This window comes from Azotobacter chroococcum (genome assembly GCF_004339665.1).
GTDB lineage: Bacteria > Pseudomonadota > Gammaproteobacteria > Pseudomonadales > Pseudomonadaceae > Azotobacter > Azotobacter chroococcum.
The window spans coordinates 113,981-139,907 of record NZ_SMMU01000002.1 but is presented as its reverse complement, the minus strand read 5'-3'; the positions used below and the strand labels follow the sequence as shown (position 1 = coordinate 139,907).

The following is a 25,927-nucleotide window of genomic DNA, read 5'->3' as shown; positions in this document are numbered from 1 at the left end:
GATAGTGGTTCATGGTTTGGACGGCTCGCGGGAGAGGCGCTCGATTTCCTCGCGGAACTCGTTGAGGTCCTGGAAGCGCCGGTAGACGGAGGCGAAGCGGATGTAGGCGACCTCGTCGAGCTTGCGCAGCTCGGCCATCACCAGCTCGCCGAGCACCCGCGACTTGATCTCCCGCTCGCCGGTGGCACGCAGCTCGTGCTTGATCCGGCCGATCGCCGCCTCCAGGCGCTCGACGCTCACCGGGCGCTTCTCCAGCGCCCGCTGCATGCCGGCGCGCAGCTTGTCCTCGTCGAACGGCTGGCGGCTGCCGTCCTGCTTGATGACCCGGGGCATGACCAGCTCGGCGGTCTCGAAGGTGGTGAAGCGCTCGCCGCAGGCCTGGCACTCGCGCCGGCGGCGCACCTGATCACCCTCGGCGACCAGCCGCGAGTCGATGACCTTGGTGTCGTGGGCGCTGCAGAAGGGACAATGCATGGGCGGGGGCTATCGCAAAAAGGAGGTTCATGGTAGCGCATCCCGTCCCCAAGACAAGCCACGGGCTTTGCGCTATACAGACGCCCAGCCGCAACCCCCGCCAAGGAGCCCCCATGTCGTCGCGCCCTTTCGCCCTCCTCGGCCTGAGCCTCCTGCTCGCCGCCTGCTCCAGCCAGCCCGAAGAGGAAATCCCGCAAGCCCCCTCGGCCCCGTCGGAACGCAAGGCCAGCGCCGCCCCCCAGCCGCTGCAGGCCGGCCAGCGCGAGCTGCGCGGCAGCCTGCTCGGCGCGCCGGCGAACAGCGAGGTGGAACTGGCGCTGCTGGTGGTCGACGAGCGCGGCCGTCCGCGCGGGGAGCTCGGCAACCTCCATCTCTCGGGCAACGGCCAGGCGCTGCCGTTCAGCCTGCGCTTCGAGCCGCAGCCCTTTAGCCCCGGCCTGCGGGTCGAGCTGCGCGGCCGGGCCAGCCAGTCCGGCCGGCTGATCCTGCGCCTGCCGCCGCGCACCGTTTCCGGCACGGACAGCCAGATGCTCGGCCCCCTGCAGCTGGTCCCCGCGCCGTGAGCGCGCCGGCCGAGCTGCAGGCGGCGCTGGGCGGCCTGCTCGGCGACGCCCGGCTGGTCGCGCAGGACTTGCCGGGCAGCGCGCTGCGCCTCTGGCTGATCGACCCGGCGAACATGGCGCGCGCCTTCAGCCCGGAGGAAACCCGGCGCATCCTCGCGGAGCCGCCCTACTGGAGCTTCTGCTGGGCCAGCGGCCTGGCGCTCGCCCGCTGGCTCGCCGAGCGTCCGGAATGGGTGCACGGCCGGCGTGTGCTGGACTTCGGCGCCGGCAGCGGCGTCGCCGCGATCGCCGCGGCCCGGCTGGGCGCCGCCGAGGTGGTGGCCTGCGACCTGGCCCCCCTGGCGCTCGCCGCCTGCCGGGCGAATGCCGCGCTGAACGGGGTGGAGCTGGGCTATTCGGCGGACTTCTTCGCCGAGGCCGACCGCTTCGACCTGATCCTGGTCGCCGACGTACTCTACGACCGCGCCAACCTGCCGCTGCTCGACCAGTTCCTTGCCCGCGGCCGCGAGGCTCTGGTGGCGGACTCGCGGGTGCGCGACTTCGCCCATCCGCGCTACCGGCGCCTGGCCAGCCTCGAGGCCTGCACCTGGCCGGATCTGGCCGAGCCGGCGGAGTTCCGCCAGGTCAGCCTGTACCACGCCCAGCGCGCTGCCTGAGGGCAATCCAGCCGCGCCTGCCTTGCTTCCCCCGCTGCGCGCCCCCACTTACCATGCTGGATTCCATTCCAGCCCACTGCCGAGAGTTCCGATGAGCGAAACCCCCTATATCTTCGACGTCACAGACGCCAGCTTCGACCAGCTGGTCCTCGAAAACTCCTTCCACAAGCCGGTGCTGGTGGACTTCTGGGCCGAATGGTGCGCGCCCTGCAAGGCACTGATGCCGCTCTTGGCGAAGATCGCCGAGAGCTACCAGGGCGAGCTGCTGCTGGCCAAGGTCAACAGCGACGTCGAGCAGCAGACCGTGATGCGCATGGGCATCCGCAGCCTGCCGACCGTGGTGCTGTTCAGGAATGGCCAGCCGGTGGACGGCTTCGCCGGCGCCCAGCCGGAATCGGCCATCCTCGCCATGCTCGAACCTCACGTGCAGATGCCGGCCGCTCCCGAGGCCGACCCGATGGAGGTCGCCCTGGCGCTGTTCGCCGCCGGGCAGATCGGCGAGACCGAGAACCTGCTCGTGGCGCTGCTGGGCGAGGACAACGAGAACGGCGCCGCGCTGATCCTCTATGCCCGCTGCCTGGCCGAACGCGGCGAGCTGAGCGAGGCCGAGACGGTGCTGGACGCCGTGAAGGGCGACGAACACAAGCAGGCCCTGGCCGGCGCCCGCGCCCAGCTGACCTTCCTGCGCCAGGCCGCCGACCTGCCGGAAGTCGCTACCCTGAAAAGCCGCCTGGCCCAGGATGCCAATGACGACGAGGCCGCCTACCAGCTGGCGATCCAGCAGCTGGCGCGGCAGCAATACGAGGCGGCGCTGGACGGCCTGCTGCGGCTGTTCGTGCGCAACCGCAGCTATGCCGACGGCCTGCCGCACAAGACCCTGCTGCAGGTGTTCGACCTGCTCGGCAGCGACCACCCGCTGGTCGCCACCTACCGCCGCAAGCTGTACCAGGCCCTCTACTGAGGCGCGGGCGTCATTCCGCCCAGTGGTAGATCGGCGCGTCCGGAGCGTTCTCGATGCGGACCTGCGCACAGTGGCGCAGCCGCACCAGCAGGCGCTTGCCGGCCTCGGCGCTGCCGGCCAGCGCCTGTAGCTGGTTGAGCAGTGCGGGCCCCTCCATCTGCCCGGCGCTGCGCAACACTTGCTGGGCAGTCTGCCAGAGGCGGTCGCCCGGCTCCGCCGCCGGAGCGGCAGGTGCGCCGGGATTGCCGGCGGTCAGCCGGGCGCCCAGGCGCGCCCAGTCCTCGTCGTCCAGTTCCAGACTCAGGTCCACCGGCCATTCGCCGATGTGTCCGCGTATTCTCAGCATGGGCACAGCTCCTCGCGATGAAGAGCGTCATGCTCCCACGCCGCCTGCGCCCCGCCAAGCATGGTGGCCCAGGCACGGCTGGCGAGGCCCGGGCAAACTCGTTATAAAGTAACGAAATTCCGGCCCGGAGACCGTCATGCCCCGCCTGCTGCTCGCCCTGCCCCTCGCCCTGCTGACTACCCTCGCTCAGGCCGAGGACGCCCATCACCACCACGAGCCGCGACACGGGGAAGCCCTCGCCGCCCACGAGCACGGCAGCGCCCGGCTCAACCTGGCGCTGGACGGCGATGTCCTGGAAATCGAGTTCGCCAGTCCGGCCATGAACCTGCTCGGCTTCGAGCATGCCCCCCGCAGCGACGCCGACCGGGTCATGCTGGCCGCGGCCCGCGCCCGCCTGGAGCAGCCGCTCGGTCTGTTCGGCGTCCCCGCCGCGGCCGGCTGCCAGGTCCGCGAGCACAGCCTGCACGGTGCCCTGTTCGAGCCGACCGGGGCCGGCGGGCAGGAGCACAGCGAAATCGAGGCCCGCTATCGCCTGCAATGCAGCGCAGCAGACGCGCTGCAGGGCTTGAATCTCGCCGCGCTGTTCGGCACATTTCCGGCTACGCAGAAGATCCAGGTCCAGCTGATCGGCCCCCGCGGCCAGCAGGGCCTGGAGCTCAGCCCCGAGCGCAGCGGCCTGACGTTCTGACGTCGCGGCCGGGCGCCCCACCGATCGCCTCGGCCGACACCATGAGCACACCCCTGATCGAACTGTCCGACCTCGGCTTCGCCTGGCCGGGTCAGCCCGAGCTGCTGGACATTCCCGAGTTCCACCTGCGGCGCGGCGAAACCCTGTTCCTCAAGGGCCCCTCCGGCAGCGGCAAGACCACCCTGCTCGGCCTGCTCGGCGGCGTGCAGAAACCGGGCCGCGGCCACATCCGCCTGCTCGGCACCGAGCTGGGCGCGCTCTCCGCGGCGGCCCGCGATCACTTCCGGGTCGACCACACCGGCTACATCTTCCAGCAGTTCAACCTGCTGCCGTTCCTCTCGGTGCGCGCCAACGTCGAGCTGCCCTGCCGCTTCTCCAGGCTGCGCGCCGAGCGGGCCCGCCAGCGCCACGGCAGCGTCGAGCGGGCGGCCGCCCGCCTGCTGGAACACCTCGGCCTCGACGCCGCCCTGCTGGAGCGCCGCGCCGCGGAGCTGTCGATCGGCCAGCAGCAGCGGGTCGCCGCCGCCCGCGCGCTGATCGGCCAGCCGGAGCTGGTGATCGCCGACGAGCCCACCTCGGCGCTGGACGCCGACGCCCGCCAGGCGTTCCTCGACCTGCTCTTCGCCGAGTGCCGCGAGGCCTCGGCCAGCCTGCTGTTCGTCAGCCACGACCAGAGCCTGGCCGGGCTGTTCGGGCGCAGCCTGTCGCTGCTCGAACTGAACCGCGCCGCGCGGCCCCGGGAGATCTGACATGCATCTGCTGCGCCTGGCCCTGGCCAGCCTGGCCAACCGCCGCTTCACCGCCCTGCTCACGGTGTTCGCCATCGCCCTGTCGGTGTGCCTGCTGCTCGCCGTCGAGCGGGTGCGCACCGAGGCCCGCGCCAGCTTCGCCAGCACCCTGAGCGGCACCGACCTGATCGTCGGCGCCCGCTCCGGTCCGGTGAACCTGCTGCTCTATTCGGTGTTCCGCATCGGCAACGCCACCAACAACATCCGCTGGGAGAGTTTCCGGCACTTCGCCGACCACCCGCGGGTGAAGTGGGCGATCCCGCTGTCGCTCGGCGACTCGCACCGCGGCTACCGGGTGCTCGGCACCACGCCGGCCTACTTCGAGCACTACCGCTACGGCCGCCAGCAGCCACTGGCATTGAGCGAGGGCCGCGCCTTCGCCACCGATCCGTTCGAGGTGGTGCTCGGCGCCGAGGTGGCCGAGGCACTGCACTACCAGCCGGGCGACGAGCTCGTGCTGGCCCACGGCGTGGCCAGGCTCAGCCTGACCCGCCACGAGGACAAGCCGTTCCGCGTGGTCGGCATCCTCGGCCGCACCGGCACGCCGGTCGACCGCACCCTGCACATCAACCTGGCCGGCATGGAGGCGCTGCACGTCGACTGGCGCGGTGGCGTACCGGCCCGGGGCGGCGCGCGCATCGACGCCGAGCAGGCGCGCCGCATGGCTCTGCAACCCAAGGTGATCACCGCCTTCCTGCTCGGTCTCGACAGCAAGATCGCCACCTTCGCCGTGCAGCGGGAAATCAACGACTACCTGGGCGAGCCGCTGCTGGCGATCCTCCCCGGCGTCGCCCTGCAGGAGCTGTGGAGCCTGATGGGCACCGCGGAGCAGGCGCTGTTCGTGGTCTCGCTGTGCGTCGTGCTGACTGGGCTGATCGGCATGCTCACGGCGATCCTCGCCAGTCTCAACGAGCGCCGCCGGGAGATGGCGATCCTCCGCTCGCTGGGCGCGCGCCCCTGGCACATCGCCGGACTGCTGGTGCTGGAGGCCTTCGCGCTGACCCTGGCCGGCGTGCTGCTCGGCCTGGCCCTGCTCTATCTCAGCATCCTGCTGGCCCAGGGACCGCTGCAGGCGGCCTACGGTTTGTATCTGCCGTTCGCTGCGCCGAGTGCCTACGAATGGCTGCTGCTCGGCGCCATTCTGCTCGCCGCCCTGCCGCTGGGCGGCGTGCCGGCCTGGCGCGCCTACCGCCAGTCGCTGGCCGACGGCCTGTCCATTCGTCTGTGAGGAATCCCGATGCGACGCCTTCTGCTTGTCCTGCTGCTCGCCCTCGCCACGCCGCTGTGGGCGGCCGAGCCCCGCGACCTGGCCTGGACCGAGATGATCCCGGAAGGCACGCCACCGGTGCCGGAACCCCAGGCGCCGATGCACGAGAGCCAGGGCAACGACGGGCTGGCCGACGAATCCGCGCCGCCGGCGGCCCAGGCCTCGCCGTCGGCGCCGGTGGTCAAGGCACTCGACGGTCAGCTGGTCCGCCTGCCCGGCTATCTGGTGCCGCTGGAAACTGCCAGCGACGGCCGCGTCCGCGAATTCCTGCTGGTGCCCTTCTTCGGCGCCTGCATCCATGTGCCGCCGCCGCCGTCGAACCAGATCGTGCATGTACGCAACGAGCCCGGCGTGCAGCTCGAGGTGCTGTATCAGCCGTACTGGGTGGAGGGACGGCTGCAGGTCGAGCAGACCAGCAGCGAGCTGGCCGAGGCGGGCTACCGGATGACCACCAGCAAGGTCTATCCGTACGAGATGGAGCAATGAATACGGGCGGGACACTCGGCCAACCTGGATCGCCGACTGTCCCGTGCGCCGCCTGAAGGACAAGCGGCAGCGCTCAGTCCGTGTTGGCCCAGTGCCGTTCGCGCTCGAACGCCAGCTCGCCTTCCGCCCACTCACGCCAGGGGCCTACCTGGCTGCGTCCCGCGCCGGCCTGCTCGGCGCGCGTCAGTGCCTCCAGGCCGGGACTCCAGTGCGCCTGCTCCAACTCCAGCTGGGCGAGGCTCAACCAGTGCCTGGGATTGTTCGAGCTGGCGGCGAGACGGCCGAACACCTCGCTCGCCCGCTTGCGGTCGCGGGCCTGCCACCAGAGCTGGCCGAGGCGCTCCTCGCGGGCCGGGGTGCGCGGCAGGATGCCGTCCTGCAGCAGGGCGGAGAGCAGCCTGGCGCCCTGCCAAGGCTGTCCGGCACTGCCGGCCAGCAGCACCAGATTGTCCAGTTCGCGCTCGCTGAAGCGCAGGCCCTTGGTGTAGGCCGCGCGCAGGGTCGCCAGCGCCTTGTGCTCGGCACCGCTCATCTGCTGCAGGGCCGCCAGCTGACGCCACTGGCCGGCATCCTCGGGATGGCGGACCAGCAGCTGGCGCTGCCAGCGCTCGGCGGCGGCCCAGCGCTTGAGATCGAGGTTGGCGGCGACCAGGAAGCGCAGCCAGTTGCCCGCCGCCGCCGGGTTGGCCTGCACGTAGCGCTCGGCCAGCGGCAGGGCCTTGTCGTGCTGCCCCAGGCCCTGATAGGCCTGCGCCAGCATCAGCAGGACGTCTTCACCGGCCTTGGCGGAAACCGGCGCAAGCAGCTCAACCACCTTGGCATCGCGCCCCTCGACGGCATTCAGCCTGGCCAGGTTGAGGCGCTCGCCGGCCGCCACCTCCTTGTCCAGCCTGCCGCTGGCCAGAGCCTTGGCGAGCAGCTCGATGGCCCGTCCGTTGTCGCCTTCGGCCCAGGCCAGGTAGCCGCCGCTACGCCAGAGCAGCGCCTCCTCGAGACTGCCCGCAGCCGCCTTGACGCCCTTCAGGGCGCTCCGGGCTGCCGCATGATCGCCCTTCTGCTGCGCCGCCTGCGCCGCCTGCAGCGCCTGGAATACAGCGGGGTCGATGTTCTGCGCGGCCTGCACCGAAGCGCTCAGCAGAAGCAGCAGGAGAAGCAGGCGATGCATCTCAATCACCTCGCTGAATCTTGAAGTACAGGGTCTTGACCGCCTCGCGGTCGACCGCCAGACCGTTCTCGGTACGCGGCGCGAAGCGCCAGCGGGCGGCGGCGCTGCGCGCCTCGCGCTCGAAGACGTTGCGCGGCGAGGCTTCCAGCACGCGGATGTTCTCCACCGCGCCGGCACGGGTGATGGTGAAGGCCAGCTTGACGTGCCCCTCGATATTGCGCTGCAGGGCCATCCGCGGGTAGCGCGGACGGACGTCGTTGAGCGGCCTCACCTCGCTTTCCGGACCGCCGAGCGGACCGGCACTGTCAGCGCCCGCCTCGGCACCGCTGGCCGCCCCGCTGGCCCCGGCGGGCGCCGCGGAGGCCGCCGCGGGCGCGGCCGCGGCGGCAAGTCCTTCCAGGCTCGGTGCCGGTGCGCTGGCGACGCTGATCTTGCTGGACAGGGTCGGCATTTCCAGGTCGAGGCTGGGCAGCTTGGGCGCAGGCGCGGCGGCAGTCGGCGTCACCGGGGTCGGCGGCTGTGGCGGCGTCTTGGGTTGCGGCATGTCCGGTGCCGGCTGCCGGCTGGCGCTCGCGCGGCTTTGCTCGGTCGCCCCGATCCGTACGAAATGGCCGACGGTGAGCGGATCCTCGGCCACCTTGCGGCTGGGCGGGGCGATCAGGCCGAGCATCAGCGAGAACAGCGCCAGGGCCACCAGGCAGGCCGCGGCGAAGGACAGCGGCAGGCGCATCAGGGCGCTCCCGTGCCGGCCGCCAACGCCACGTCGGTCACCCCGGCCTGGCGCGCCTGGTCCATCACCTGCACGACCAGTCCGGTGCGTGCGTCGCGGTCGGCCTGGACCACCACCACACCCTCCGGCTGGTCGACGCGCAGGCGCTCGACATGGGCGCGCACGCTGCGCACGTCCACGGCCTTCTTGTCGATCCAGACCTGGCCGTCGGCGGTCACCGCGATCAGGATGTTGCCCTTGTCCTGCGGGCTGGCGGTATCCGCCTGCGGACGCTGGACCTCGACGCCGGACTCCTTGATGAAGGAGCTGGTGACGATGAAGAAGATCAGCATGATGAAGACCACATCGAGCATCGGGGTCAGATCGATGCCGACTTCCTCGTCCTGCTGGTAATGGTGGCGGCGCATCTTCATCGTCGATCTCTCCGTGAACGGACAGGTTCAATCGTGGCGCAACTGGTCGGCCAGTTGCTCAAGGATGCGCTCAGCGCTGCGCTCCAGCCGCGCCAGACTAAACAGTCCGGTAATGGCCAGGACCATGCCGGCCATGGTCGGCAGGGTCGCTCGCCAGACTCCGGCGGCCATGCTGCGCGGATTGCCGGCCCCGCTCAGCGCCAGCACGTCGAACACCGCGATCATGCCGCTGACGGTACCGAGCAGACCGAGCAGCGGGTACAGCGCCACCAGGACCTTGCCGAAGCGCAGGGGGCCGGCGAGCCTCTGCCGGGCCTGGGCCAGCCAGGCGGTGCGCACCGCGCGCTGCCAGGTGCCGGGCCGCTGGCTGATCACCCCCCAGTCCCCGCGGCGCGCCTCGGCCCAGCGCGGAAATACCCGGCGCATGAACCACAGGCGCTCAAACACCAGCGTCCAGTAGATCACGCAGAGTCCCGCCAGAACCCACATCTCCGGCCCGCCGGCGGCCATGAAGTCGAGCAGCACATGACCGCGGTCGATCAGGCGCAGCCAATAGATGTATGGATCAGTCACGGCGCGGCACTCCCGACAGGTGCAGGGCGACCAGACCGGCGCTCTGCTGCTCCAGCAGTTGGACCAGCGCCTTGCTGCGGCCGGCCAGCAGGCTGTGCAGGAACAGCATCGGGATGGCCACCACCAGTCCCTGCACGGTGGTCACCAGGGCCTGGGAGATGCCGTCGGCCATCAGCCGCGAATCGCCGCCGCCGCTCTGGGTGATGGCCTGGAAGGTGACGATCATGCCGGTCACGGTGCCGAGCAGACCGAGCAGCGGAGCCACGGCGCTGATCAGCTTGATCAGGCCCTGGCCGCGCTCCAGCGGCGGTGCTTCCAGGAGGATCGCCTCGTCCAGCTTGAGCTCCAGGGTTTCCAGGTCGCCCAGCTGCGGCTTCGGCCCGAGCACGCCGATCACCCGACCGAGGGGATTGTCGTCGCGGGGAGTGCCGAGGTCCCGCAGCTGCGCCCTGATGCTGCGCGACACGCCAGCGAGGTAGATCATCCGCCAGGCGGCGAGACACAGGCCGAGCACGCCGAGGCCGAGGATTACCCAGCCGACCAGACCGCCCTGCTGGACGCGATCCCAGAGGCCCGGCTCGCGTTGCAGCTGGGCCAGCAGGGTGCCGCGGGAGGCGTCGACGGGCAGCTCGGCGAGGGCCTCGCCGCTCTGCAGATAGCTTTTCAGCAGACCATCGCCGGCCGGCTGGCGCGGCACGACCAGCAGCTCGCCGGCATCGGCGTCGTAGCGCAGGAAGCCGGTATCGGCGAAGGTGGAAAAGGTGCCGACCCGCAGCACCGGCTGTGTCGCGCGCCGGCCGTCGGCCCCCACCACCGGCAGCTCCACCCGCTCGACCCGGCCGCTGGCGGCGAGGTCCTCGAGCAGAGTCATCCAGAAGCCGTCGAGATCCTCGCTGGACGGCAGGACATTGCTTTCCGCCAGTGTCCTGAGGCGCGCCAGACGCTCGGGGTACTGCGCATTGAGCAGGCTGTCCTGCCATTGCCCGGCGATATCCCCGGCGCTCTGGCGAACCACGGCGAACAGCTCGCCGAAACTGCCGGCGCGCAGGGCCAGCTGTTTTTCCTGCTCGGCCAGCTGGGCCGCCTGCCGGTCGAACTCGGCCTTCAAGCGCTCGGCCTCGGCCTTCTGCGCATCCAGCTCGGCACGAGCAGCGGCGAGCAACCTGGCCTGCTCGCCGCGCTCGGCGAGGAAGGCCTTTTCCCGCTCGGCCATGGCACTGAGCTCGGCGGCACGCTCGCTGCGGATGCGCTCGAGCAACTGATCGGGACTCAAGGAGTCCGCCGCCAGGGCCAGGGCCAGGGTCGGCAGGCTTAGGGCAAGGGCGAAGGCGAGACGGCAAATCATGGCTTGGCCTCCAGGGCCAGGGTCTTGACGGGCAGGTGCAGGTAGGCGGGAGCCTGTTGCTGGCGGGCGATGGCGATGGCCTGGGCCAGGGGCCGCCGGGCACTGCCGTCGAGGATCTCCCAGCGGCGGGTCTGCGGATTCCACCAGCCGCTCTCGTGACCATCGAGGGTCTGGTAATAAAGCATCACCCGGCCCAGGCGGAAGAACTCGACGCTGCGCAGGCCGCCCTCTGCCTGCAGCTCGCCCCGCCAAGCCTCGAGGGTGTGGCCATAGTCGCTCTCGATCTGGTAGGCCTCGAGGATCCGCCGGTACTTCTCGGCCAGGGAGACATTCGGCTGCGGCAACAGCTCCTGCAACTGCGCCAGACGGTCGCCGCGCTCCTCCGGGAGGAACGGCAGGTCAGCCGCGATGAATTCGCCGAGCACCTCGACCATGCGCTGCATCTGCGGCGCCACCGTCTGCTGGGTGCGCTCGATGCCGTCCAGCTGCTGCTGATAACCGGCCAGCTCCTTGCTCTGGGCGGCGGTCATTTCGCGCATCTGCGCGTTGTAGCCCTTCAAGGCCTCGGCCTGCTGGATCGCGGCGCGGTACTCGTTGAGCATGTCCCGACTGGCATCGTCCAGCGCGTCGATACGGCCTTGCGAGGCCTTCGCCTCCTCGGCCAGACGCTGGCTTTCATCCAGCGCAGCATCCAGCGACGCCGCCGACAGCGGCAAGCTGGCCAGCAGCAAGACTACTGTCAGCAGGCGGTGGGGATAAGGGTTCATACGGGGCGTCCTCAACAAGGCACAGATCACAAAAGAGAAAAATTATCACCTGCAAAAAAGCCACTCAAGGCAACCTGTAAAAGCCTGGCAGCGCTCTGGAAAGAGCCTCCAGGCCGGCCTGCAACAGGCCGCCCCCCTTGGTCTCTCGGGGGAGGACGCCGCTTCGCGCGAACTGCGTCACAATTTTTCAGAAAACCAAGAATGTCACGGAACTTTTCTTGCGCCAGGTCAACATGGGTGCGGCCGGACAACCTATCCTCTGTCGACATCGGAAGATCATTTCCGCCTCATGCACTAGCAGCAGGAAACCCTGCTCCCGCTCTTCCCTTCTGTCATCCGTCGATATTTTTTGATAATGACAACTCTCCCGGCAAAGTTCACAGGAATTATTTGCCAGGCAAACTTTGCCGCTCGCAAAAGTTATCTTTCCAACAACTTAAAATCCTCATCTCCCTTTCGCAGACAATCACTTTTCATCCACCCATCCAAAGTAAAGTGGAACCAAGAGCTTTATTGAGGCAAATCAAAACCGGCCTGACGGGAGTTATTAATATCAACTCCAACACGCAAATACTTCTTCGGGAGTTCGCCATGGCCAAGTTCAAATCCCTCTTCGCCCTTTCCCTGGTCGGCATGGCCCTGGCAGCTCCCTATGCCACTGCGCACGAGCGCGGCGACATCATCCTGCGGGCCGGTGCGGTCACCGTCGACCCGCGCGAAGACAGCGAGGACATCCGCCTCGCCGGCGCCGGCAAGCTCTCCGGTACCAAGGCCACCCTCGACAGTGATACCCAGCTCGGTCTGAACTACCTCTACATGCTGACCGACCACGTCGGCATCGAATACCTGGCTGCTACTCCCTTCACCCACGAAGTGAAAGGCAAGGGCCTCCCCGGCAACCTGGACGGCCGCCTCGGCGACTTCAAGCAGCTGCCGCCGACCGTCAGCCTGGTCTACTACCCGCTGTCGCCCAACGCCACCATCCAGCCCTACGTCGGGGTAGGCGTCAACTACACCTACATCTTCGAGACCAAGCTGGGCAAGGCCGCCGAAGGCAAGGGCTTCAGCGGCCTGGACATGCAGAACTCCGTCGGCCTGGCCGCGCAGATCGGCGTGGACTACATGCTGACCGACACCCTCATGCTCAACGCCCAGGTGCGCTACATCGACATCGAAACCAAGGCCACCACCTACCTGAACGACAGCAAAGTCACCGTCGACGTGGACGTCAACCCCTGGGTCTACATGGTCGCCCTGGGCTACAAGTTCTGAACCAGCCCCAGCAACGAAAAAGGCGCCAACCGGGCGCCTTTTTCGTTGCTGCCACCTCCGCACAACGCAGCACGACAGCAGAGCTGCAGCATGGCCCGACCTCTTGCCAGCGTCCTCTTCTGCCCCCTCAGCGACCAGCCCCCACACTTCTTATCCACGCATTGATACAGATCAAAGAACCCCTCACCTCGAAGAGCCTTTTCCGACAAACATCAGTACAAACTCTCCCTCAATTCAATCCGGGAAGCAGGGAACCATGCCCAGAACATGGCCTTGATCCAAATCAAACAACAGCCAGCAGCAAAGACCGTCCGGCAGGCCGGCCCTGCCCCTTTTGACATGAGTCAAGCGCACTCAAACAATCACTCAGCCCCCCAATAATTGGCATGAACATAGTGGCCATTATTTATTGAGTTGAATCAAAACAGCCCGGCACGAGCAGCCTAATATGAGCCCCAAGAACCAAACATATTAAAGGCCAACAAACCTGTGGGGCCTTTAGGAGCAAGACCATGCGTAACTCACTGTTCGCCCTTTCCCTGGTTACCATGGCTCTGGCAGCCCCCTATGCCACTGCGCACGAGCGCGGCGACATCATCCTGCGGGCCGGTGCGGTCACCGTCGACCCGCGCGAAGACAGCGAGGACATCCGCCTCGCCGGCGCCGGCAAGCTCTCCGGTACCAAGGCCACCCTCGACAGTGATACCCAGCTCGGTCTGAACTACCTCTACATGCTGACCGACCACGTCGGCATCGAATACCTGGCTGCTACTCCCTTCACCCACGAAGTGAAAGGCAAGGGCCTCCCCGGCAACCTGGACGGCCGCCTCGGCGACTTCAAGCAGCTGCCGCCGACCGTCAGCCTGGTCTACTACCCGCTGTCGCCCAACGCCACCATCCAGCCCTACGTCGGGGTAGGCGTCAACTACACCTACATCTTCGAGACCAAGCTGGGCAAGGCCGCCGAAGGCAAGGGCTTCAGCGGCCTGGACATGCAGAACTCCGTCGGCCTGGCCGCGCAGATCGGCGTGGACTACATGCTGACCGACACCCTCATGCTCAACGCCCAGGTGCGCTACATCGACATCGAAACCAAGGCCACCACCTACCTGAACGACAGCAAAGTCACCGTCGACGTGGACGTCAACCCCTGGGTCTACATGGTCGCCCTGGGCTACAAGTTCTGAACCAGCCCCAGCAACGAAAAAGGCGCCAACCGGGCGCCTTTTTCGTTTGTCACTCCCCGCGGCACCATAAAAGCCACCTCCAGCACCGGCCATCAGGGCCGTGCACGCCCCAGCAGACAGGCCAGGCCGGCAGCCATCGACGTCGGCTCGGCCAACCGGTAGCGCTCCATCAGGCGCCGGTTGTCCGCCCGCGAGTGACGGATATCGCCGGGACGCGCAGCCTCCCGGCGCACCTCCGGCAAACCGCCGAACAGCGCCGAGATTTCCTCGAGCAGCCGGTTCAGGCTGAGGCTGCGGTTCAAGCCGACATTCACCGCTCCGGGCAGGACCTGCGGCGCCTCCAGGGCTTGTAGCAGCACCCCGATGAGATCGGCGATATAAACGAAATCGCGGGTCTGCTCGCCATCGCCGAACAGGGTGATCGGAAGGCCCTTGGCGGCCCGCTCGGTGAAGATGCTGATCACCCCCGAATAGGGTGACGAAGGATCCTGCCGCGGCCCGTAGATATTGAAGAAGCGGAAGATCGCCGGCTCCAGCCCGTGCTGGCGGCGATAGAAGTCAAGGTAATGCTCGCTGGCCAGCTTGTCCGCCGCATAGGGGGTGAGTGGCGCCTTCGGCGTGTCCTCGTCGATGGCCTCCCCTTCCCCGTTGTTGCCGTAGACCGCGGCGCTGGAGGCGAACAGTACACGCCTGATGCCATGCTCGCGCATCGCCTCGCAGACATTCAGGGTGCCGATGAAATTGCTCCGGTGGGTCCCCACCGGATCGATCACCGAGGCCTGCACCGAGGCCACGGCGGCCAGATGGACCACCGCGCCGCAGCCGACCATGATGTCCCGCACCAGGCCGGCATCGGCGACATCCCCCTCGACCAGTTCGAGGCGAGGATCGCCGAGCGGCAGATTGCCCGGCTTGCCGCTCGACAGGTTGTCCAGCACGCGCACGGAATATCCCCTGGCGAGCAGCGCATCGACCAGATGCGAGCCGATGAAGCCGGCCCCACCGGTGACCAGAACGGGCAGATCAGACATGGCGATAATAGCGATCCAGCAGGCTCGGCAAACCGGCGCGCCAGGCGCGTGGCTTGATGCCGAAGGTGTTGAGAATCTTCTTGCAGGATAGCACCGCATGCTGCGGCTCTTCGGCCGCATCCGGACTCGCCGCGTGCGGCTGGGCCTGGATGTCCTCGACGGCCAGCCGACGGTGGACGCGCGCTTCGCCAAGGACCGCCTGGCCGAATGCCAGAGCAGTGGTCGCCTCGTGCCCGCCATAGTGGTAGGTACCCCACAGCGGCGCCCGGCAGTCCAGCTGCTTCAGCACGGCGAGCATCACCCGCGCGGCATCGTCCACCGGCGTCGGGTTGCCGCGTCGGTCGTCGGCAAGCGCCAGCACGCTTTCCCGTTCGGCACGCAGGAGAAAACGCCCGAGCAGCCCGTCGGGGCTGTCGTCGTAGAGCCAGCCGAAACGCAGCAGCACATGGCGGGGACAGATCGAGCGCACGCCCTGCTCGATGCGCAGCAAGGACTGCCCGCGCAGCCCGAGCGGCATGGGCTCGTCCTTTTCGCCGTAGGCCGTGGCTCGGGTACCGTCGAAGACCCGATAGCTGGAAGGCTGCAGCAGGATGATCTGATGATGCTGGCAAAGTTCGGCGAGACGCTCGGTGGCGCGCTCCTGGGTCGCCAGACGCGCGGCCTCGAGGGTCTCGGCCTGAAACCAGTCGTGGTAGTAGGCGAGATTGACCAGCGCATCGGGCCGGGTCTCGTCGAGCAGAAGGGTCAGGCTGGCCGAATCCCAGCCCTGCTCCGGCGGACGGGGAGCCAGGAAGCTGATGTCGGCCTCGGCGCCCAGGTGGATCAGGGCCCGCCCCAGGGCACTGCCGCCCCCCAGCAGCATCAGGCGCATATGCATGGGAGGAGATTATCCTGGGCTGGCAGAAGGAATGGATACATGGAAAGACTGAAAACGGTTCGTCATCTGCACTGATCGGCGCCAAGGCGGCCAAGCCAACCCTAGCAATTGGACGGTATTGTGCGGCTTTCAACCCTGTACGTCACTACCGCCTGCGCCACGGGCCGCCACTCGCCGTACCGGCCCCCTGCCCTGTGCCTGTGTACCGACAAGGTAACCAGAGCAGGGAGTGGCCGTGGCGGGCCGTGACGCCGCGGGTGAAGAAGGCGATCCAGCCGATGACGGCACCTCGACGAGCACCCCACTGACTGAGGCAGCCAGGCTCGCCAGCGCCGACTCGCCGACGGTGACCTTGAGATGATCGGGAACCAGGATACGGGGCATCGCATGCCTCCTTGACTGTCCGGGCTCAGGCGAAGCCGCCGTTGGCGCGCAGCACTTGGGAATTGATCCAGCCGCCGTCCGGGCCGGCGAGAAAGGACACCAGCGCGGCGATGTCCTCAGGCGCGCCGAGGCGCTCCAGCGGCGGCAGCTTGCTCAGCTGATCGAGCTGTTCCGTGCTCTTGCCGGCGAAGAACAGCTCGGTGGCGACCGGCCCCGGCGCCACGGCGTTGACGCTGACCTCGCGCCCGCGCAACTCGTTGGCCAGGACCTGCACCAGTCCCTCGACGCCCGCCTTGCTGGCGATGTAGGGACCATAACCGGGAAAGGACTTGGCGATCGCACTGCTCGACAGAGCGATGATTCGCCCGCCACGCCCCACCTGCCGGGCCGCCTGGGAGAGCACGACGAAGGCGCCGCTCAGATTGGTGCGGATCACCCAGTCGAACTGCTCGAGATCGCCATCGGCAATCGTCAGGCAGGACATGATTCCGGCACTGTTGACCACCACGTCGATGCGCCCGAAGGTCACCCGCGTCTTGGCGAACAGGTGCTCCATATCGGCCGGCTCGGCCACATCACCGCGCACAGCGATGGCCCGGCCGCCGGCGGCGACGATTTCCGCCACGACCGACTCGGCCATGACCTGGTTGCCGGCGTAGTTGACGGCCACCGCGAAGCCGTCCTGCGCCAAGCGCCGGGCGATGGCCCGACCGATGCCGCGCGCAGCTCCCGTGACGATGGCCGCCTTGTTGACTGTCTGCATGACTTCACTCCTGCGTGACGGGGCGACGAAGGCCGTCCCTGCTGGAAGTGATTCTGGTAGCCGGGACTCCTTGGATAAATGCGCAGGAATTGCCAGGATTATTCAATTAACCACAACAATTGCGGTGCCCATGGACAGATTCGACACCCTGCAGCTCTTCACTCGCATCGTCGAGCAGGGCAGCTTCACTCGGGCGGCCGGCGCCCTGGACATTCCCCGCGCCACGGCCACCCACGCCATCAAGACACTGGAGGAACGACTCGGCGCGCGGCTGCTGGAGCGCACCACCCGCCAAGTGCGCCCTACGCTGGACGGACAGGTCTTCTACGAGCGCTGCAAGCACATCTTCGGCGATCTGGAGGACGCCGAGTCCTCCCTCAGCACCACACTGGCCAACCCGCGCGGCATCCTGCGCCTGGACCTCCACGGCGCCCATGCCAACCTGATCATCCTGCCGCGCATTCAGGAATTCCGCCGCCGCTACGCGCAGATCGAGCTGATCATCAGCAGTGGCGACCGCCTGGTTGACCTGGTCGGCGAAGGCATCGACTGCGTGGTGCGCGCCGGCAACCCGCGCGACTCCTCGCTGGTGGCACGGCGCCTGGCGCTGATGCCGGAGGTGGTCTGCGCCAGCCCGGACTACCTGAAGCGCCACGGCTGCCCCGCCCACCCCGCCGAGCTGGCGGGCCATCAGGCGGTGGGCTTCTTCTCCAGCAATCCCAACATCCGCTACCCCTTCAGCTTCCTGATCGACGGTGAGGTGGCGGAGTTCGAGGTGGGCGGCTGGATTTCGGTCAACGACGCGGAGTGTTACAGCACCTGTGCGCTGGGCGGCTGCGGACTGATCCAGGTGCCGCGCTTCCGGGTGGAGGAACATCTCGCAGCGGAAGGCTGGAGGAGGTGCTGACGGACTGGCCCAGCCCCGGCCTGCCGGTCTCGGTGCTCTATCCCTATCACCGCCAGCTGTCGCCGCGGGTCAAGGTCTTCGTCGAGTGGGTTTCGGCGCTCTATGCCGAGCGTTTTGCGCCGCCTGAGGCGACAAGGCGCGCGTGAAGGACCGAGAGATCTGAATCCCCGCCTGCCGCATGGCAGGCGGGAAAGCGGGCTCAGAACGGGATGTCGTCGTCGAAGCTGTCGTAGTCCGGCGCCGGCGGCTGCCGGTCCTGCTGCGGGGCGGGACGCGACTGCGGAGCCTGGGCCTGCTGCTGCGGCTCGCGCGGGGGACGCGGCGCGCGGGGGGCGTCGTCGGCGTTGCCGCCGCGGCCGCCGAGCAGCTGCAGGGTGCCGTTCATGTCGACGACGATTTCGGTGGTGTAGCGGTCCTGACCATCCTGGCCCTGCCACTTGCGGGTCTGCAGACGCCCCTCGACGTAGCACTGCGAGCCCTTGCGCAGGTATTCGCCGGCGATCTCGGCGAGCTTGCCGAAGAACACCACGCGGTGCCATTCGGTGCGCTCCTGCTGCTGGCCGGTCTGCTTGTCCTTCCAGGCGTCAGTGGTGGCCAGGGTGATGTTGGTGACCGCATTGCCATTGGGCAGATACCGGGTTTCCGGGTCGCCGCCGACGTTGCCGATCAGAATGACTTTGTTAACCCCACGGGCCATAACGTTCTCCTAGGCTTCAGCACGCGCCGGCGCCGGGTCGATCAGGCGCTCGAGGGACGTGCGGTCCAGTTTTTGGGTATCCACTTTGATATAGAGGGCGGCCTCCTCGGCCACCACCATGACATCCGCCACTCCGGGCACGGCCAACAGGCGCTCGCGCAGGGCCGCATCGCGCAGGGCCGCGGGCGACAGCGGCAAGCGCAGGCTGGTGACGTAGGGAGGTTCGCGCATGGTAACAGCTATCGCCAGCCATAGGGCGCAGAGCAGCGCACAGCCGACGAACACTGCACCCAGTCCGCCCTGCTGGTACAGCCAGCCGCCGAAGATGCCGCCCAGCGCCGCGCCGAGGAACTGGCTGGTGGCATATACGCCCATCGCCGTGCCCTTGCCTCCGGCCGGGGCGACCTTGCTGACCAGCGACGGCAGGGAGGCCTCCAGCAGGTTGAAGGCGGTGAAGAACGCCACCGCTCCCACCACCAGCGCCACCAGGCCGCCACCGAGCAGCCAGAAATACAGCTCGCAGAACAGCAGAACCGCCACCGCCGCGCAGAACACCCATTTCATCCGACGCTTCTTTTCAGCGTAGAAGATGAACGGGACCATGCCGAAGAAGCCCACCAGCAGGGCGACCAGGTACACCCACCAGTGCTCCTCCCGGGGCAAGCTGCCCTGCTCCACCAGGGCCAGCGGCAGGGCGATGAAGGTGGCCATGAGGATCGCATGCAGCGCGCCGATGCCGAAATCCAGGCGCAGCAGGTCGGGATGGCGCAGCGTGGCGCCCAGCGCCTGGCGCGCCACGACTGATTCGCGGTGCTGCAGGACCTGCGGCGCCTTAGGCACCAGTGCAGCGACGAGCAGGATGCCGAGCAGGGCCAGGCCGGCGGTCGCCCAGAACAGCCCGGACAGCCCGAAGGCACGGGTCAGCAGCGGGCCGATCACCATGGCCGCGGCGAACGACAGGCCGATGCTCATGCCGATCATGGCCATGGCCTTGGTGCGATGCTGTTCGCGGGTCAGGTCGGAGAGCAGCGCCATCACCGCCGCCGAGATGGCCCCGGCGCCCTGCAGCACACGTCCAGCGACGACCCCCCAGATGGAGTCGGCAGTGGCCGCCAGCACCGCACCGGCGGCGAAGATCACCAGGCCGGCATAGATCACCGGACGACGACCGATGCGGTCGGAGAGCATGCCGAAGGGAATCTGCAACAGCGCCTGGGTCAACCCGTAGGCGCCGATCGCCAGGCCGATCAGCGCCGGCGTAGCATCCGTCAGGTCCATGCCATAGGTGGCGAGCACCGGCAGCACCATGAACATGCCCAGCATGCGAAAGGCGAACACCAGCGCCAGTCCGCCTCCCGCCCGGATTTCGCTGCCACTCATGCGCTCGCGGTCGTGCATGCTCCAGTCCTCGTGAAAAGGCACGATTCTACCAGCCGCTGCCTGGCCAGCCCATGCCAGCCGCCTGCGGCGCGCCGTATACTCGCGGATTTCCGCCCGCCATGCGAGGCCGCTTTGGACAAGATCCTGATCCGTGGGGCGCGCACCCACAACCTGAAGAACATCGACCTCACCCTGCCCCGCGACAAGCTGATCGTTATCACCGGCCTGTCCGGCTCCGGCAAGTCCTCGCTGGCCTTCGACACCCTCTATGCCGAGGGCCAGCGCCGCTACGTGGAATCTCTCTCGGCGTACGCCCGGCAATTCCTGTCGATGATGGAAAAACCCGATGTCGATGCCATCGAGGGTCTTTCGCCGGCGATTTCCATCGAGCAGAAGTCCACCTCGCACAACCCGCGCTCCACCGTCGGCACCATCACCGAGATCTACGACTACCTGCGCCTGCTCTACGCCCGGGTCGGTATCCCGCGCTGCCCGGAACACGACGTGCCGCTGGAGGCACAGACCGTCAGTCAGATGGTCGACCAGGTGCTGGCACTGCCCGAGGGCAGCAAACTGATGCTGCTGGCCCCGGTGGTCCGCGAGCGCAAGGGCGAGCATCTTTCGGTGTTCGAGGAGCTGCGCGCCCAGGGCTTCATCCGCGCCCGGGTCGACGGCAAGCTCTTTGAACTGGACGAGCTGCCGAAACTCGACAAGCAGAAAAAGCACAGCATCGAGGTGGTGGTGGACCGCTTCAAGGTCCGCGGCGACCTGCAGCAGCGCCTGGCCGAGTCCTTCGAGACCGCGCTGAAACTGGCCGACGGCATCGCCCTGATCACCCCCATGGAGGGCGAGGAAGGCGAGGAAATCATCTTCTCCGCGCGCTTCGCCTGCCCGCACTGCGGACACTCGATCGGCGAGCTGGAGCCCAAGCTGTTCTCCTTCAACAACCCGGCTGGCGCCTGCCCTTCCTGCGACGGCCTGGGGGTCAGGCAGTTCTTCGATCCGCGCCGGCTGGTCAACGGCAAGCTGTCCCTCGCCGAAGGCGCGATCCGCGGCTGGGACCGGCGCAACGTCTACTACTTCCAGATGCTCGGCTCGCTGGCCGCGCACTACGGCTTCAGCCTCGAAGAACCGTTCGAGGAGCTGCCGGCCGCCCAGCAAAAGGTCCTGCTGCAGGGCAGCGGCCGCGAGAGCATCGAGTTCCGCTATCTCAACGACCGCGGCGACATCGTCATCCGGGCGCATCCGTTCGAAGGCATCATTCCCAACCTCGAACGCCGCTACCGCGAGACCGAGTCCGCCAGTGTGCGCGAGGAGCTGGCCAAACTGCTCAGCACTCAGCCCTGCCCGGAGTGCCGCGGCACCCGCCTGCGCCGCGAGGCACGGCATGTCTGGATCGGCGAAAAGACCTTGCCGGCGGTCACCGCGCTGCCGGTAGGCGAGGCCCGCAGCTATTTCGCCGGCCTGTCGCTGAGCGGCCGGCGTGGCGAGATCGCCGAGAAGATCCTCAAGGAAATCCGCGAGCGCCTGCAGTTCCTGGTCAACGTCGGCCTCGACTACCTGACCCTGGACCGCAGCGCCGACACCCTGTCGGGCGGTGAGGCGCAGCGCATCCGCCTGGCCAGTCAGATCGGCGCCGGCCTGGTGGGAGTGATGTACATCCTCGACGAACCCTCCATCGGCCTGCACCAGCGCGACAACGAGCGCCTGCTGGCCACCCTCACCCACCTGCGCGACCTCGGCAATACGGTGATCGTGGTGGAGCACGACGAGGACGCCATCCGTCTGGCCGACTACCTGGTCGACATCGGTCCCGGCGCCGGCGTGCACGGCGGGCGGATCGTCGCCGAGGGTACGCCCGCCGAGGTGATGGCCCACCCCGACTCGCTGACCGGCAAGTACCTTTCCGGCCGGATGAAGATCGCCGTGCCGGCCCACCGCACGCCGCGCGATCCGCAGAAGCTGCTGACGCTCAGGGGCGCGCGCGGCAACAACCTGCAGAACGTCGACCTGGAAATCCCGGTCGGCCTGTTCACCTGCGTCACCGGGGTATCCGGCTCGGGCAAATCGACGCTGATCAACAACACCCTGTTCCCGCTCGCCGCCACCGCGCTGAACGGCGCCACCTCCCTGGAGACTGCGCCATACACCTCCTTCGACGGACTGCAGCATCTCGACAAGGTGGTCGACATCGACCAAAGCCCGATCGGCCGCACACCACGCTCCAACCCGGCGACCTATACCGGCCTCTTCACCCCGATCCGCGAGCTGTTCGCCGGCGTGCCGGAGGCCCGCTCGCGCGGCTACGGTCCGGGACGCTTCTCCTTCAACGTCAAGGGTGGGCGCTGCGAGGCCTGCCAGGGCGATGGTGTGATCAAGGTGGAGATGCACTTCCTGCCGGACATCTACGTGCCCTGCGACGTCTGCAAGGGCAAGCGCTACAACCGCGAGACCCTGGAGGTGAAGTACAAGGGACGCAGCATCCACGAGGTGCTGGAGATGACCATCGAGGAGGCCCGCGAGCTCTTCGATCCGATTCCGGCGGTGGCCCGTCGGCTGCAGACGCTGATCGACGTAGGGCTGTCCTATATCAGGCTGGGACAGAACGCCACCACCCTCTCCGGCGGCGAGGCACAGCGCGTCAAGCTGTCGCGCGAACTGTCCAAGCGCGACACCGGCAAGACCCTGTATATCCTCGACGAGCCAACCACCGGCCTGCACTTCGCCGACATCCAGCAGTTGCTCGACGTGCTGCACCGCCTGCGCGACCACGGCAACACCGTGGTGGTGATCGAGCACAACCTGGACGTGATCAAGACCGCCGACTGGCTGGTGGACCTCGGTCCGGAAGGCGGCTCGCGCGGCGGGCAGATCATTGCCCGTGGCACGCCGGAAGCCGTGGCGGCGATGCCGCAGTCGTTCACCGGGCGCTTCCTCGCCCCACTGCTAGAACGGGATCGGGTGTAATGCGTGGCGGCGCCCCGGAGAACGGACCGTGCCGCTCAAGCACTTTCGAGAACAACAAAAAACCGGGCACTGGGCCCGGTTTCTTGTCGCTCGTCCACGTTTACTCGGCAGCTGCTTCCACAGCCTCGGCAACCGGACGATCCACCAGCTCGACATAGGCCATGGGGGCGTTGTCGCCGGCGCGGAAACCGCACTTCAGGATACGCAGATAGCCGCCCTGACGGTTGGCATAGCGCTTGCCCAAGTCGTTGAACAGCTTGCCGACGGCGGACTTCGAACGGGTACGATCAAAGGCCAGGCGACGGTTGGAGACGCTGTCTTCCTTGGCCAGGGTGATCAGCGGCTCGGCGACGCGACGCAGTTCCTTGGCCTTGGGCAGGGTGGTTTTGATCAGTTCGTGCTCGAACAGCGACACCGCCATGTTCTGGAACATGGCCTTGCGGTGTGCGCTGGTGCGGCTCAGATGACGGCCACTTTTACGATGACGCATGGTTAAATTCCTTACCAAACTTGTTCGTTCGGTGGTTATGACGCTCAGGCCGTAGCCTTGTCGTCCTTCTTCAGACTTGCCGGCGGCCAGTTGTCGAGGCGCATACCGAGGGACAGACCACGGGAAGCCAGAACGTCCTTGATTTCGGTCAGGGACTTCTTGCCCAGGTTCGGAGTCTTCAACAGCTCCACTTCGGTGCGCTGAATCAGGTCACCGATGTAGTAGATGTTCTCCGCCTTCAGGCAGTTGGCCGAACGTACGGTCAGCTCCAGATCGTCGACCGGACGCAGAAGGATCGGATCGATCTCGTCTTCCTGCTCGACCACCACCGGTGCGGTGTCACCCTTGAGGTCGACGAACGCGGCCAGCTGCTGCTGCAGAATGGTCGCGGCACGGCGGATGGCCTCTTCGGGATCCAGGGTACCGTTGGTCTCCAGATCGATGACCAGCTTGTCCAGGTTGGTGCGCTGCTCGACACGGGCGTTTTCCACCACGTAGGCAACACGACGGACCGGGCTGAAGGAAGCGTCGAGCTGCAGACGACCGATACTGCGGCTTTCGTCTTCGTCGCTCAAGCGGGCATCGGCGGGCTCATAGCCACGCCCACGAGCCACCTTGAGCTTCATGTTCAGTACGCCGTTGTCCGCCAGGTTGGCGATTACATGGCCGCCGTTGACGATTTCGACATCATGATCCAGCTGAATATCGGCAGCGGTGACCGCGCCTGGGCCCTTCTTGCTCAGGCTCAGCGTGACTTCGTCGCGACCGTGCAGCTTGATGGCCAGGCCCTTCAGGTTGAGCAGGATTTCGATGACATCTTCCTGCACGCCTTCGATGGCACTGTACTCATGAAGCACGCCGTCGATCTCAACCTCGACCACTGCGCAGCCGGGCATGGAGGACAGCAGGATGCGACGCAGGGCATTGCCCAGGGTATGACCAAAACCGCGCTCGAGAGGCTCGAGCGTGATCTTGGCGCGGGTCGGACTGACCGCCTGCACATCGATGTGGCGGGGGGTCAGGAACTCATTTACCGAACTCTGCATGGATATACCTATTTTCTAGCCCTTACTTGGAGTAGAGCTCGACAATCAGGTTTTCGTTGATGTCGGCAGACAGGTCGCTGCGGGCCGGCACGCTCTTGAACACGCCAGACTTCTTCTCGGTATCCACTTCAACCCACTCGACGCGGCCGCGCTGGGCGCAGAGTTCAAGAGCCTGAGCAATGCGCAGCTGATTCTTGGCTTTCTCGCGAATGGCCACGACGTCGCCGGCCTTGATCTGGTAGGACGGGATGTTCACGGTCTGGCCATTGACGGTAATGGCCTTGTGCGAAACCAGCTGGCGGGATTCGGCACGGGTGGCGCCGAAGCCCATGCGATAGATGACGTTGTCCAGGCGGCACTCAAGCAGCTGCAGCAGGTTTTCGCCGGTGGAACCCTTGCGGCGGCTGGCTTCCTTGTAGTAACCACTGAACTGACGCTCCAGCACACCGTAGATACGGCGGACTTTCTGCTTCTCGCGCAGCTGGGAACCGTACTCGGACAGACGACCACGGCGCTGACCATGAACACCGGGAGCCGACTCGACGTTGCACTTGGACTCGAGCGCACGGGAGCCGCTCTTCAGGAACAGGTCAGTGCCTTCGCGACGGGACAGTTTGCATTTGGGACCAATGTAACGAGCCATTCTTCACTGTCTCCTATTACACGCGACGCTTCTTCGGCGGACGGCAACCGTTGTGCGGGATCGGGGTCACGTCGGTGATGCTGGCAATCTTGTAACCGCAGGCATTGAGGGCGCGCACGGCGGATTCGCGACCCGGACCGGGACCCTTGACGTTCACGTCGAGGTTCTTCAGACCGTACTCCAGAGCAGCCTGGCCGGCACGCTCGGCAGCCACTTGGGCAGCGAACGGAGTGCTCTTACGGGAGCCGCGGAAACCGGAACCACCCGAGGTCGCCCAGGACAGCGCGTTGCCCTGACGGTCGGTGATGGTCACGATGGTGTTGTTGAAGGACGCATGGATATGGGCAATGCCATCCACCACGGTCTTTTTGATTTTCTTACGAGGACGAGCAGCAGGTTTTGCCATGATTAAATTCCTGTCGATTCGCGAACGCGATTACTTGCGGATCGGCTTGCGCGGACCCTTGCGGGTACGGGCGTTGGTCTTGGTACGCTGACCGCGAACCGGCAGGCCACGGCGATGACGCAGGCCGCGGTAGCAGCCCAGATCCATCAGGCGCTTGATTTTCATGTTGACTTCGCGGCGTAGGTCACCCTCGGTGGTGAGCTTGGCTACTTCGCCACGCAGTTGCTCGATCTGCTCGTCCGAGAGATCCTTGATCTTTGCTGCCGGATTGACGCCGGTAGCGGCACAGATAGCCTGTGCAGTGGTACGACCGACACCATAGATATAGGTCAGCGAGATAACAGTATGCTTGTTATCTGGAATGTTGACGCCTGCGATACGGGCCATTCAGTGGAACTCCAATTGACAGCTACCCACGCCCTGGAAGCCAAGAAATAGGGCGCAGGATACTAGCGCTGTAATAAAAAAGAATCAACCCGGCAGCACACTAGCTGCCGGGTTCATCACGCGAGGTTCACACTCAGCCTTGGCGCTGCTTGTGACGCGGCTCCGCGCTGCAGATCACGCGCACGACACCGTCGCGGCGGATGATCTTGCAGTTACGGCACAGCTTTTTCACCGACGCACGAACTTTCATCACCAACTCCTCGAACCT

The 25,927-nt window shown here is 66.9% G+C and carries 31 protein-coding genes; 12 read left to right on the top strand and 19 right to left on the bottom strand.

The genetic code is table 11. The annotated features are described in order from the left end of the window. Window positions 1–9: 9 nt before the first annotated feature. Window positions 10–474 (bottom strand): transcriptional regulator NrdR, encoded by a 465-nt coding sequence (gene nrdR, locus EV691_RS02840; protein WP_131298937.1) that lies wholly within the window; start codon window positions 472–474, stop codon window positions 10–12. 113 nt (window positions 475–587) lie between these two features. On the opposite strand from nrdR, the gene EV691_RS02835 reads away from it, so the two are divergent. The 3 genes from EV691_RS02835 (at window position 588) to trxA (ending at window position 2,654) form a co-directional block, all read left to right on the top strand. Beyond that, window positions 588–1,037 carry a hypothetical protein gene (locus EV691_RS02835; RefSeq protein ID WP_131298938.1) on the top strand — a complete coding sequence of 150 codons (450 nt, stop codon included), beginning with the start codon at window positions 588–590 and terminating at the stop codon, window positions 1,035–1,037. Next, the gene (locus EV691_RS02830; protein WP_131298939.1) at window positions 1,034–1,693 is read left to right on the top strand and encodes a class I SAM-dependent methyltransferase; all 660 of its coding nucleotides are present in this window, start codon (window positions 1,034–1,036) and stop codon (window positions 1,691–1,693) included. The genes EV691_RS02835 and EV691_RS02830 overlap by 4 nt, the downstream gene beginning before the upstream one ends. A gap of 91 nt (window positions 1,694–1,784) precedes the next feature. Beyond that, complete coding sequence (gene trxA, locus EV691_RS02825; RefSeq protein WP_131298940.1) at window positions 1,785–2,654, top strand: thioredoxin; 870 nt, start codon at window positions 1,785–1,787, stop codon at window positions 2,652–2,654. 10 nt (window positions 2,655–2,664) lie between these two features. Here trxA and EV691_RS02820 read toward each other — a convergent pair whose 3' ends face one another. Beyond that, a complete protein-coding gene (locus EV691_RS02820) occupies window positions 2,665–3,000 on the bottom strand; it encodes a hypothetical protein (RefSeq protein WP_131298941.1) in 336 nt (111 codons plus the stop codon). Window positions 3,001–3,136: 136 nt separating this feature from the next. On the opposite strand from EV691_RS02820, the gene EV691_RS02815 reads away from it, so the two are divergent. The 4 genes from EV691_RS02815 to EV691_RS02800 are packed head-to-tail and all read left to right on the top strand — an operon-like array spanning window position 3,137 to window position 6,229. Then, entirely contained in the window at window positions 3,137–3,688 is a 552-nt protein-coding gene (locus tag EV691_RS02815) for a DUF2796 domain-containing protein (protein WP_131298942.1), read from the top strand. A gap of 41 nt (window positions 3,689–3,729) precedes the next feature. Then, window positions 3,730–4,437, top strand: coding sequence for an ABC transporter ATP-binding protein (locus EV691_RS02810; protein ID WP_207390216.1), 708 nt, complete (start codon window positions 3,730–3,732; stop codon window positions 4,435–4,437). A 1-nt stretch (window position 4,438) separates the two neighbouring features. Continuing rightward, window positions 4,439–5,704 (top strand): ABC transporter permease, encoded by a 1,266-nt coding sequence (locus tag EV691_RS02805; RefSeq protein ID WP_131298943.1) that lies wholly within the window; start codon window positions 4,439–4,441, stop codon window positions 5,702–5,704. A 9-nt stretch (window positions 5,705–5,713) separates the two neighbouring features. Next, the gene (locus EV691_RS02800) at window positions 5,714–6,229 is read left to right on the top strand and encodes a DUF3299 domain-containing protein (protein WP_131298944.1); all 516 of its coding nucleotides are present in this window, start codon (window positions 5,714–5,716) and stop codon (window positions 6,227–6,229) included. 73 nt (window positions 6,230–6,302) lie between these two features. Here the strand turns inward: EV691_RS02800 and EV691_RS02795 are convergent, their stop codons facing one another. From EV691_RS02795 to EV691_RS02770, 6 genes are read right to left on the bottom strand one after another with little or no spacing between them, the layout of a single operon-like run. Further along, complete coding sequence (locus EV691_RS02795; RefSeq protein ID WP_131298945.1) at window positions 6,303–7,394, bottom strand: tetratricopeptide repeat protein; 1,092 nt, start codon at window positions 7,392–7,394, stop codon at window positions 6,303–6,305. A 1-nt stretch (window position 7,395) separates the two neighbouring features. Further along, window positions 7,396–8,124 carry an energy transducer TonB gene (locus EV691_RS02790; RefSeq protein WP_131298946.1) on the bottom strand — a complete coding sequence of 243 codons (729 nt, stop codon included), beginning with the start codon at window positions 8,122–8,124 and terminating at the stop codon, window positions 7,396–7,398. Then, a complete protein-coding gene (locus tag EV691_RS02785) occupies window positions 8,124–8,537 on the bottom strand; it encodes an ExbD/TolR family protein (protein ID WP_131298947.1) in 414 nt (137 codons plus the stop codon). Before EV691_RS02785 ends, EV691_RS02790 begins: the two co-directional genes overlap by 1 nt. Before the next feature lie 27 nt (window positions 8,538–8,564). Next, window positions 8,565–9,047, bottom strand: coding sequence for a MotA/TolQ/ExbB proton channel family protein (locus EV691_RS02780; protein WP_377802350.1), 483 nt, complete (start codon window positions 9,045–9,047; stop codon window positions 8,565–8,567). A gap of 55 nt (window positions 9,048–9,102) precedes the next feature. Next, window positions 9,103–10,455, bottom strand: a complete 1,353-nt coding sequence (locus EV691_RS02775; RefSeq protein ID WP_131298949.1) for a MotA/TolQ/ExbB proton channel family protein — start codon at window positions 10,453–10,455, stop codon at window positions 9,103–9,105. Then, a complete protein-coding gene (locus EV691_RS02770; RefSeq protein ID WP_131298950.1) occupies window positions 10,452–11,222 on the bottom strand; it encodes a DUF3450 domain-containing protein in 771 nt (256 codons plus the stop codon). Before EV691_RS02770 ends, EV691_RS02775 begins: the two co-directional genes overlap by 4 nt. Before the next feature lie 591 nt (window positions 11,223–11,813). On the opposite strand from EV691_RS02770, the gene EV691_RS02765 reads away from it, so the two are divergent. Both EV691_RS02765 and EV691_RS02760 read left to right on the top strand, forming a co-directional pair. Further along, window positions 11,814–12,494 (top strand): OmpW/AlkL family protein, encoded by a 681-nt coding sequence (locus EV691_RS02765; RefSeq protein ID WP_089169335.1) that lies wholly within the window; start codon window positions 11,814–11,816, stop codon window positions 12,492–12,494. 512 nt (window positions 12,495–13,006) lie between these two features. Beyond that, on the top strand, window positions 13,007–13,681 hold the full coding sequence (locus tag EV691_RS02760; RefSeq protein WP_089169336.1) for an OmpW/AlkL family protein: 675 nt from the start codon (window positions 13,007–13,009) through the stop codon (window positions 13,679–13,681). Between the two features lie 92 nt (window positions 13,682–13,773). Here the strand turns inward: EV691_RS02760 and EV691_RS02755 are convergent, their stop codons facing one another. From EV691_RS02755 to EV691_RS02745, 3 genes are all read right to left on the bottom strand, one after another. Further along, window positions 13,774–14,712, bottom strand: a complete 939-nt coding sequence (locus EV691_RS02755; RefSeq protein WP_131298951.1) for an NAD-dependent epimerase/dehydratase family protein — start codon at window positions 14,710–14,712, stop codon at window positions 13,774–13,776. Next, window positions 14,705–15,589 carry a sugar nucleotide-binding protein gene (locus tag EV691_RS02750; protein WP_131298952.1) on the bottom strand — a complete coding sequence of 295 codons (885 nt, stop codon included), beginning with the start codon at window positions 15,587–15,589 and terminating at the stop codon, window positions 14,705–14,707. Before EV691_RS02750 ends, EV691_RS02755 begins: the two co-directional genes overlap by 8 nt. A 409-nt stretch (window positions 15,590–15,998) precedes the next feature. After that, entirely contained in the window at window positions 15,999–16,736 is a 738-nt protein-coding gene (locus EV691_RS02745) for an SDR family oxidoreductase (RefSeq protein ID WP_131298953.1), read from the bottom strand. 130 nt (window positions 16,737–16,866) lie between these two features. Here EV691_RS02745 and EV691_RS02740 point away from each other — a divergent pair, with 130 nt between their 5' ends. Together EV691_RS02740 and EV691_RS24230 are read left to right on the top strand one after the other, a co-directional pair. Further along, a complete protein-coding gene (locus tag EV691_RS02740; RefSeq protein ID WP_242672562.1) occupies window positions 16,867–17,643 on the top strand; it encodes a LysR family transcriptional regulator in 777 nt (258 codons plus the stop codon). Further along, window positions 17,637–17,789: a hypothetical protein gene (locus EV691_RS24230; RefSeq protein WP_242672563.1), complete on the top strand. Its 153-nt coding sequence runs from the start codon at window positions 17,637–17,639 to the stop codon at window positions 17,787–17,789. Before EV691_RS02740 ends, EV691_RS24230 begins: the two co-directional genes overlap by 7 nt. A 53-nt stretch (window positions 17,790–17,842) precedes the next feature. Here the strand turns inward: EV691_RS24230 and EV691_RS02735 are convergent, their stop codons facing one another. After that, on the bottom strand, window positions 17,843–18,340 hold the full coding sequence (locus EV691_RS02735) for a single-stranded DNA-binding protein (RefSeq protein ID WP_131255356.1): 498 nt from the start codon (window positions 18,338–18,340) through the stop codon (window positions 17,843–17,845). Window positions 18,341–18,349: 9 nt separating this feature from the next. Beyond that, entirely contained in the window at window positions 18,350–19,738 is a 1,389-nt protein-coding gene (locus EV691_RS02730; RefSeq protein ID WP_131298954.1) for an MFS transporter, read from the bottom strand. 114 nt (window positions 19,739–19,852) lie between these two features. Between EV691_RS02730 and uvrA the strand changes: the two genes are divergently transcribed. Then, window positions 19,853–22,687 (top strand): excinuclease ABC subunit UvrA, encoded by a 2,835-nt coding sequence (uvrA, locus tag EV691_RS02725; protein WP_131298955.1) that lies wholly within the window; start codon window positions 19,853–19,855, stop codon window positions 22,685–22,687. A 100-nt stretch (window positions 22,688–22,787) separates the two neighbouring features. Here uvrA and rplQ read toward each other — a convergent pair whose 3' ends face one another. The 6 genes from rplQ to rpmJ form a co-directional block, all read right to left on the bottom strand. Continuing rightward, window positions 22,788–23,177: a 50S ribosomal protein L17 gene (gene rplQ / locus EV691_RS02720; RefSeq protein ID WP_089169341.1), complete on the bottom strand. Its 390-nt coding sequence runs from the start codon at window positions 23,175–23,177 to the stop codon at window positions 22,788–22,790. Between the two features lie 44 nt (window positions 23,178–23,221). Next, window positions 23,222–24,223 (bottom strand): DNA-directed RNA polymerase subunit alpha, encoded by a 1,002-nt coding sequence (locus EV691_RS02715; RefSeq protein ID WP_089169342.1) that lies wholly within the window; start codon window positions 24,221–24,223, stop codon window positions 23,222–23,224. Window positions 24,224–24,245: 22 nt separating this feature from the next. Then, entirely contained in the window at window positions 24,246–24,866 is a 621-nt protein-coding gene (rpsD, locus tag EV691_RS02710) for a 30S ribosomal protein S4 (RefSeq protein WP_089169343.1), read from the bottom strand. A 16-nt stretch (window positions 24,867–24,882) separates the two neighbouring features. Beyond that, window positions 24,883–25,272 carry a 30S ribosomal protein S11 gene (gene rpsK, locus EV691_RS02705; RefSeq protein ID WP_039806105.1) on the bottom strand — a complete coding sequence of 130 codons (390 nt, stop codon included), beginning with the start codon at window positions 25,270–25,272 and terminating at the stop codon, window positions 24,883–24,885. 30 nt (window positions 25,273–25,302) lie between these two features. Then, on the bottom strand, window positions 25,303–25,659 hold the full coding sequence (rpsM, locus tag EV691_RS02700; protein WP_012699324.1) for a 30S ribosomal protein S13: 357 nt from the start codon (window positions 25,657–25,659) through the stop codon (window positions 25,303–25,305). A gap of 133 nt (window positions 25,660–25,792) precedes the next feature. Beyond that, on the bottom strand, window positions 25,793–25,909 hold the full coding sequence (rpmJ, locus tag EV691_RS02695) for a 50S ribosomal protein L36 (protein ID WP_003281814.1): 117 nt from the start codon (window positions 25,907–25,909) through the stop codon (window positions 25,793–25,795). Between the last annotated feature and the right edge of the window lie 18 nt (window positions 25,910–25,927).

Excerpts from the sequence above, each read along its gene's own strand:
- EV691_RS02730 (WP_131298954.1), bottom strand. The coding sequence starts at position 19,738 with ATGCACGACCGCGAGCGCATGAGTGGCAGCGAAATCCGGGCGGGAGGC.
- EV691_RS02810 (WP_207390216.1), top strand. The coding sequence starts at position 3,730 with ATGAGCACACCCCTGATCGAACTGTCCGACCTCGGCTTCGCCTGGCCG.
- nrdR (WP_131298937.1), bottom strand. The coding sequence starts at position 474 with ATGCATTGTCCCTTCTGCAGCGCCCACGACACCAAGGTCATCGACTCG.
- EV691_RS02715 (WP_089169342.1), bottom strand. The coding sequence starts at position 24,223 with ATGCAGAGTTCGGTAAATGAGTTCCTGACCCCCCGCCACATCGATGTG.
- rpsK (WP_039806105.1), bottom strand. The coding sequence starts at position 25,272 with ATGGCAAAACCTGCTGCTCGTCCTCGTAAGAAAATCAAAAAGACCGTG.
- EV691_RS02800 (WP_131298944.1), top strand. The coding sequence starts at position 5,714 with ATGCGACGCCTTCTGCTTGTCCTGCTGCTCGCCCTCGCCACGCCGCTG.
- trxA (WP_131298940.1), top strand. The coding sequence starts at position 1,785 with ATGAGCGAAACCCCCTATATCTTCGACGTCACAGACGCCAGCTTCGAC.
- rpsM (WP_012699324.1), bottom strand. The coding sequence starts at position 25,659 with ATGGCCCGTATCGCAGGCGTCAACATTCCAGATAACAAGCATACTGTT.
- EV691_RS02740 (WP_242672562.1), top strand. The coding sequence starts at position 16,867 with ATGGACAGATTCGACACCCTGCAGCTCTTCACTCGCATCGTCGAGCAG.
- EV691_RS02790 (WP_131298946.1), bottom strand. The coding sequence starts at position 8,124 with ATGCGCCTGCCGCTGTCCTTCGCCGCGGCCTGCCTGGTGGCCCTGGCG.
- EV691_RS02805 (WP_131298943.1), top strand. The coding sequence starts at position 4,439 with ATGCATCTGCTGCGCCTGGCCCTGGCCAGCCTGGCCAACCGCCGCTTC.
- EV691_RS02795 (WP_131298945.1), bottom strand. The coding sequence starts at position 7,394 with ATGCATCGCCTGCTTCTCCTGCTGCTTCTGCTGAGCGCTTCGGTGCAG.
- EV691_RS02770 (WP_131298950.1), bottom strand. The coding sequence starts at position 11,222 with ATGAACCCTTATCCCCACCGCCTGCTGACAGTAGTCTTGCTGCTGGCC.
- EV691_RS02775 (WP_131298949.1), bottom strand. The coding sequence starts at position 10,455 with ATGATTTGCCGTCTCGCCTTCGCCCTTGCCCTAAGCCTGCCGACCCTG.
- EV691_RS02835 (WP_131298938.1), top strand. The coding sequence starts at position 588 with ATGTCGTCGCGCCCTTTCGCCCTCCTCGGCCTGAGCCTCCTGCTCGCC.
- EV691_RS02735 (WP_131255356.1), bottom strand. The coding sequence starts at position 18,340 with ATGGCCCGTGGGGTTAACAAAGTCATTCTGATCGGCAACGTCGGCGGC.
- rpmJ (WP_003281814.1), bottom strand. The coding sequence starts at position 25,909 with ATGAAAGTTCGTGCGTCGGTGAAAAAGCTGTGCCGTAACTGCAAGATC.
- EV691_RS02755 (WP_131298951.1), bottom strand. The coding sequence starts at position 14,712 with ATGTCTGATCTGCCCGTTCTGGTCACCGGTGGGGCCGGCTTCATCGGC.
- EV691_RS02750 (WP_131298952.1), bottom strand. The coding sequence starts at position 15,589 with ATGCATATGCGCCTGATGCTGCTGGGGGGCGGCAGTGCCCTGGGGCGG.
- rpsD (WP_089169343.1), bottom strand. The coding sequence starts at position 24,866 with ATGGCTCGTTACATTGGTCCCAAATGCAAACTGTCCCGTCGCGAAGGC.
- EV691_RS02815 (WP_131298942.1), top strand. The coding sequence starts at position 3,137 with ATGCCCCGCCTGCTGCTCGCCCTGCCCCTCGCCCTGCTGACTACCCTC.
- EV691_RS02760 (WP_089169336.1), top strand. The coding sequence starts at position 13,007 with ATGCGTAACTCACTGTTCGCCCTTTCCCTGGTTACCATGGCTCTGGCA.
- rplQ (WP_089169341.1), bottom strand. The coding sequence starts at position 23,177 with ATGCGTCATCGTAAAAGTGGCCGTCATCTGAGCCGCACCAGCGCACAC.
- EV691_RS02765 (WP_089169335.1), top strand. The coding sequence starts at position 11,814 with ATGGCCAAGTTCAAATCCCTCTTCGCCCTTTCCCTGGTCGGCATGGCC.
- EV691_RS02820 (WP_131298941.1), bottom strand. The coding sequence starts at position 3,000 with ATGCTGAGAATACGCGGACACATCGGCGAATGGCCGGTGGACCTGAGT.
- EV691_RS02785 (WP_131298947.1), bottom strand. The coding sequence starts at position 8,537 with ATGAAGATGCGCCGCCACCATTACCAGCAGGACGAGGAAGTCGGCATC.
- EV691_RS02745 (WP_131298953.1), bottom strand. The coding sequence starts at position 16,736 with ATGCAGACAGTCAACAAGGCGGCCATCGTCACGGGAGCTGCGCGCGGC.
- EV691_RS02780 (WP_377802350.1), bottom strand. The coding sequence starts at position 9,047 with ATGGCCGCCGGCGGGCCGGAGATGTGGGTTCTGGCGGGACTCTGCGTG.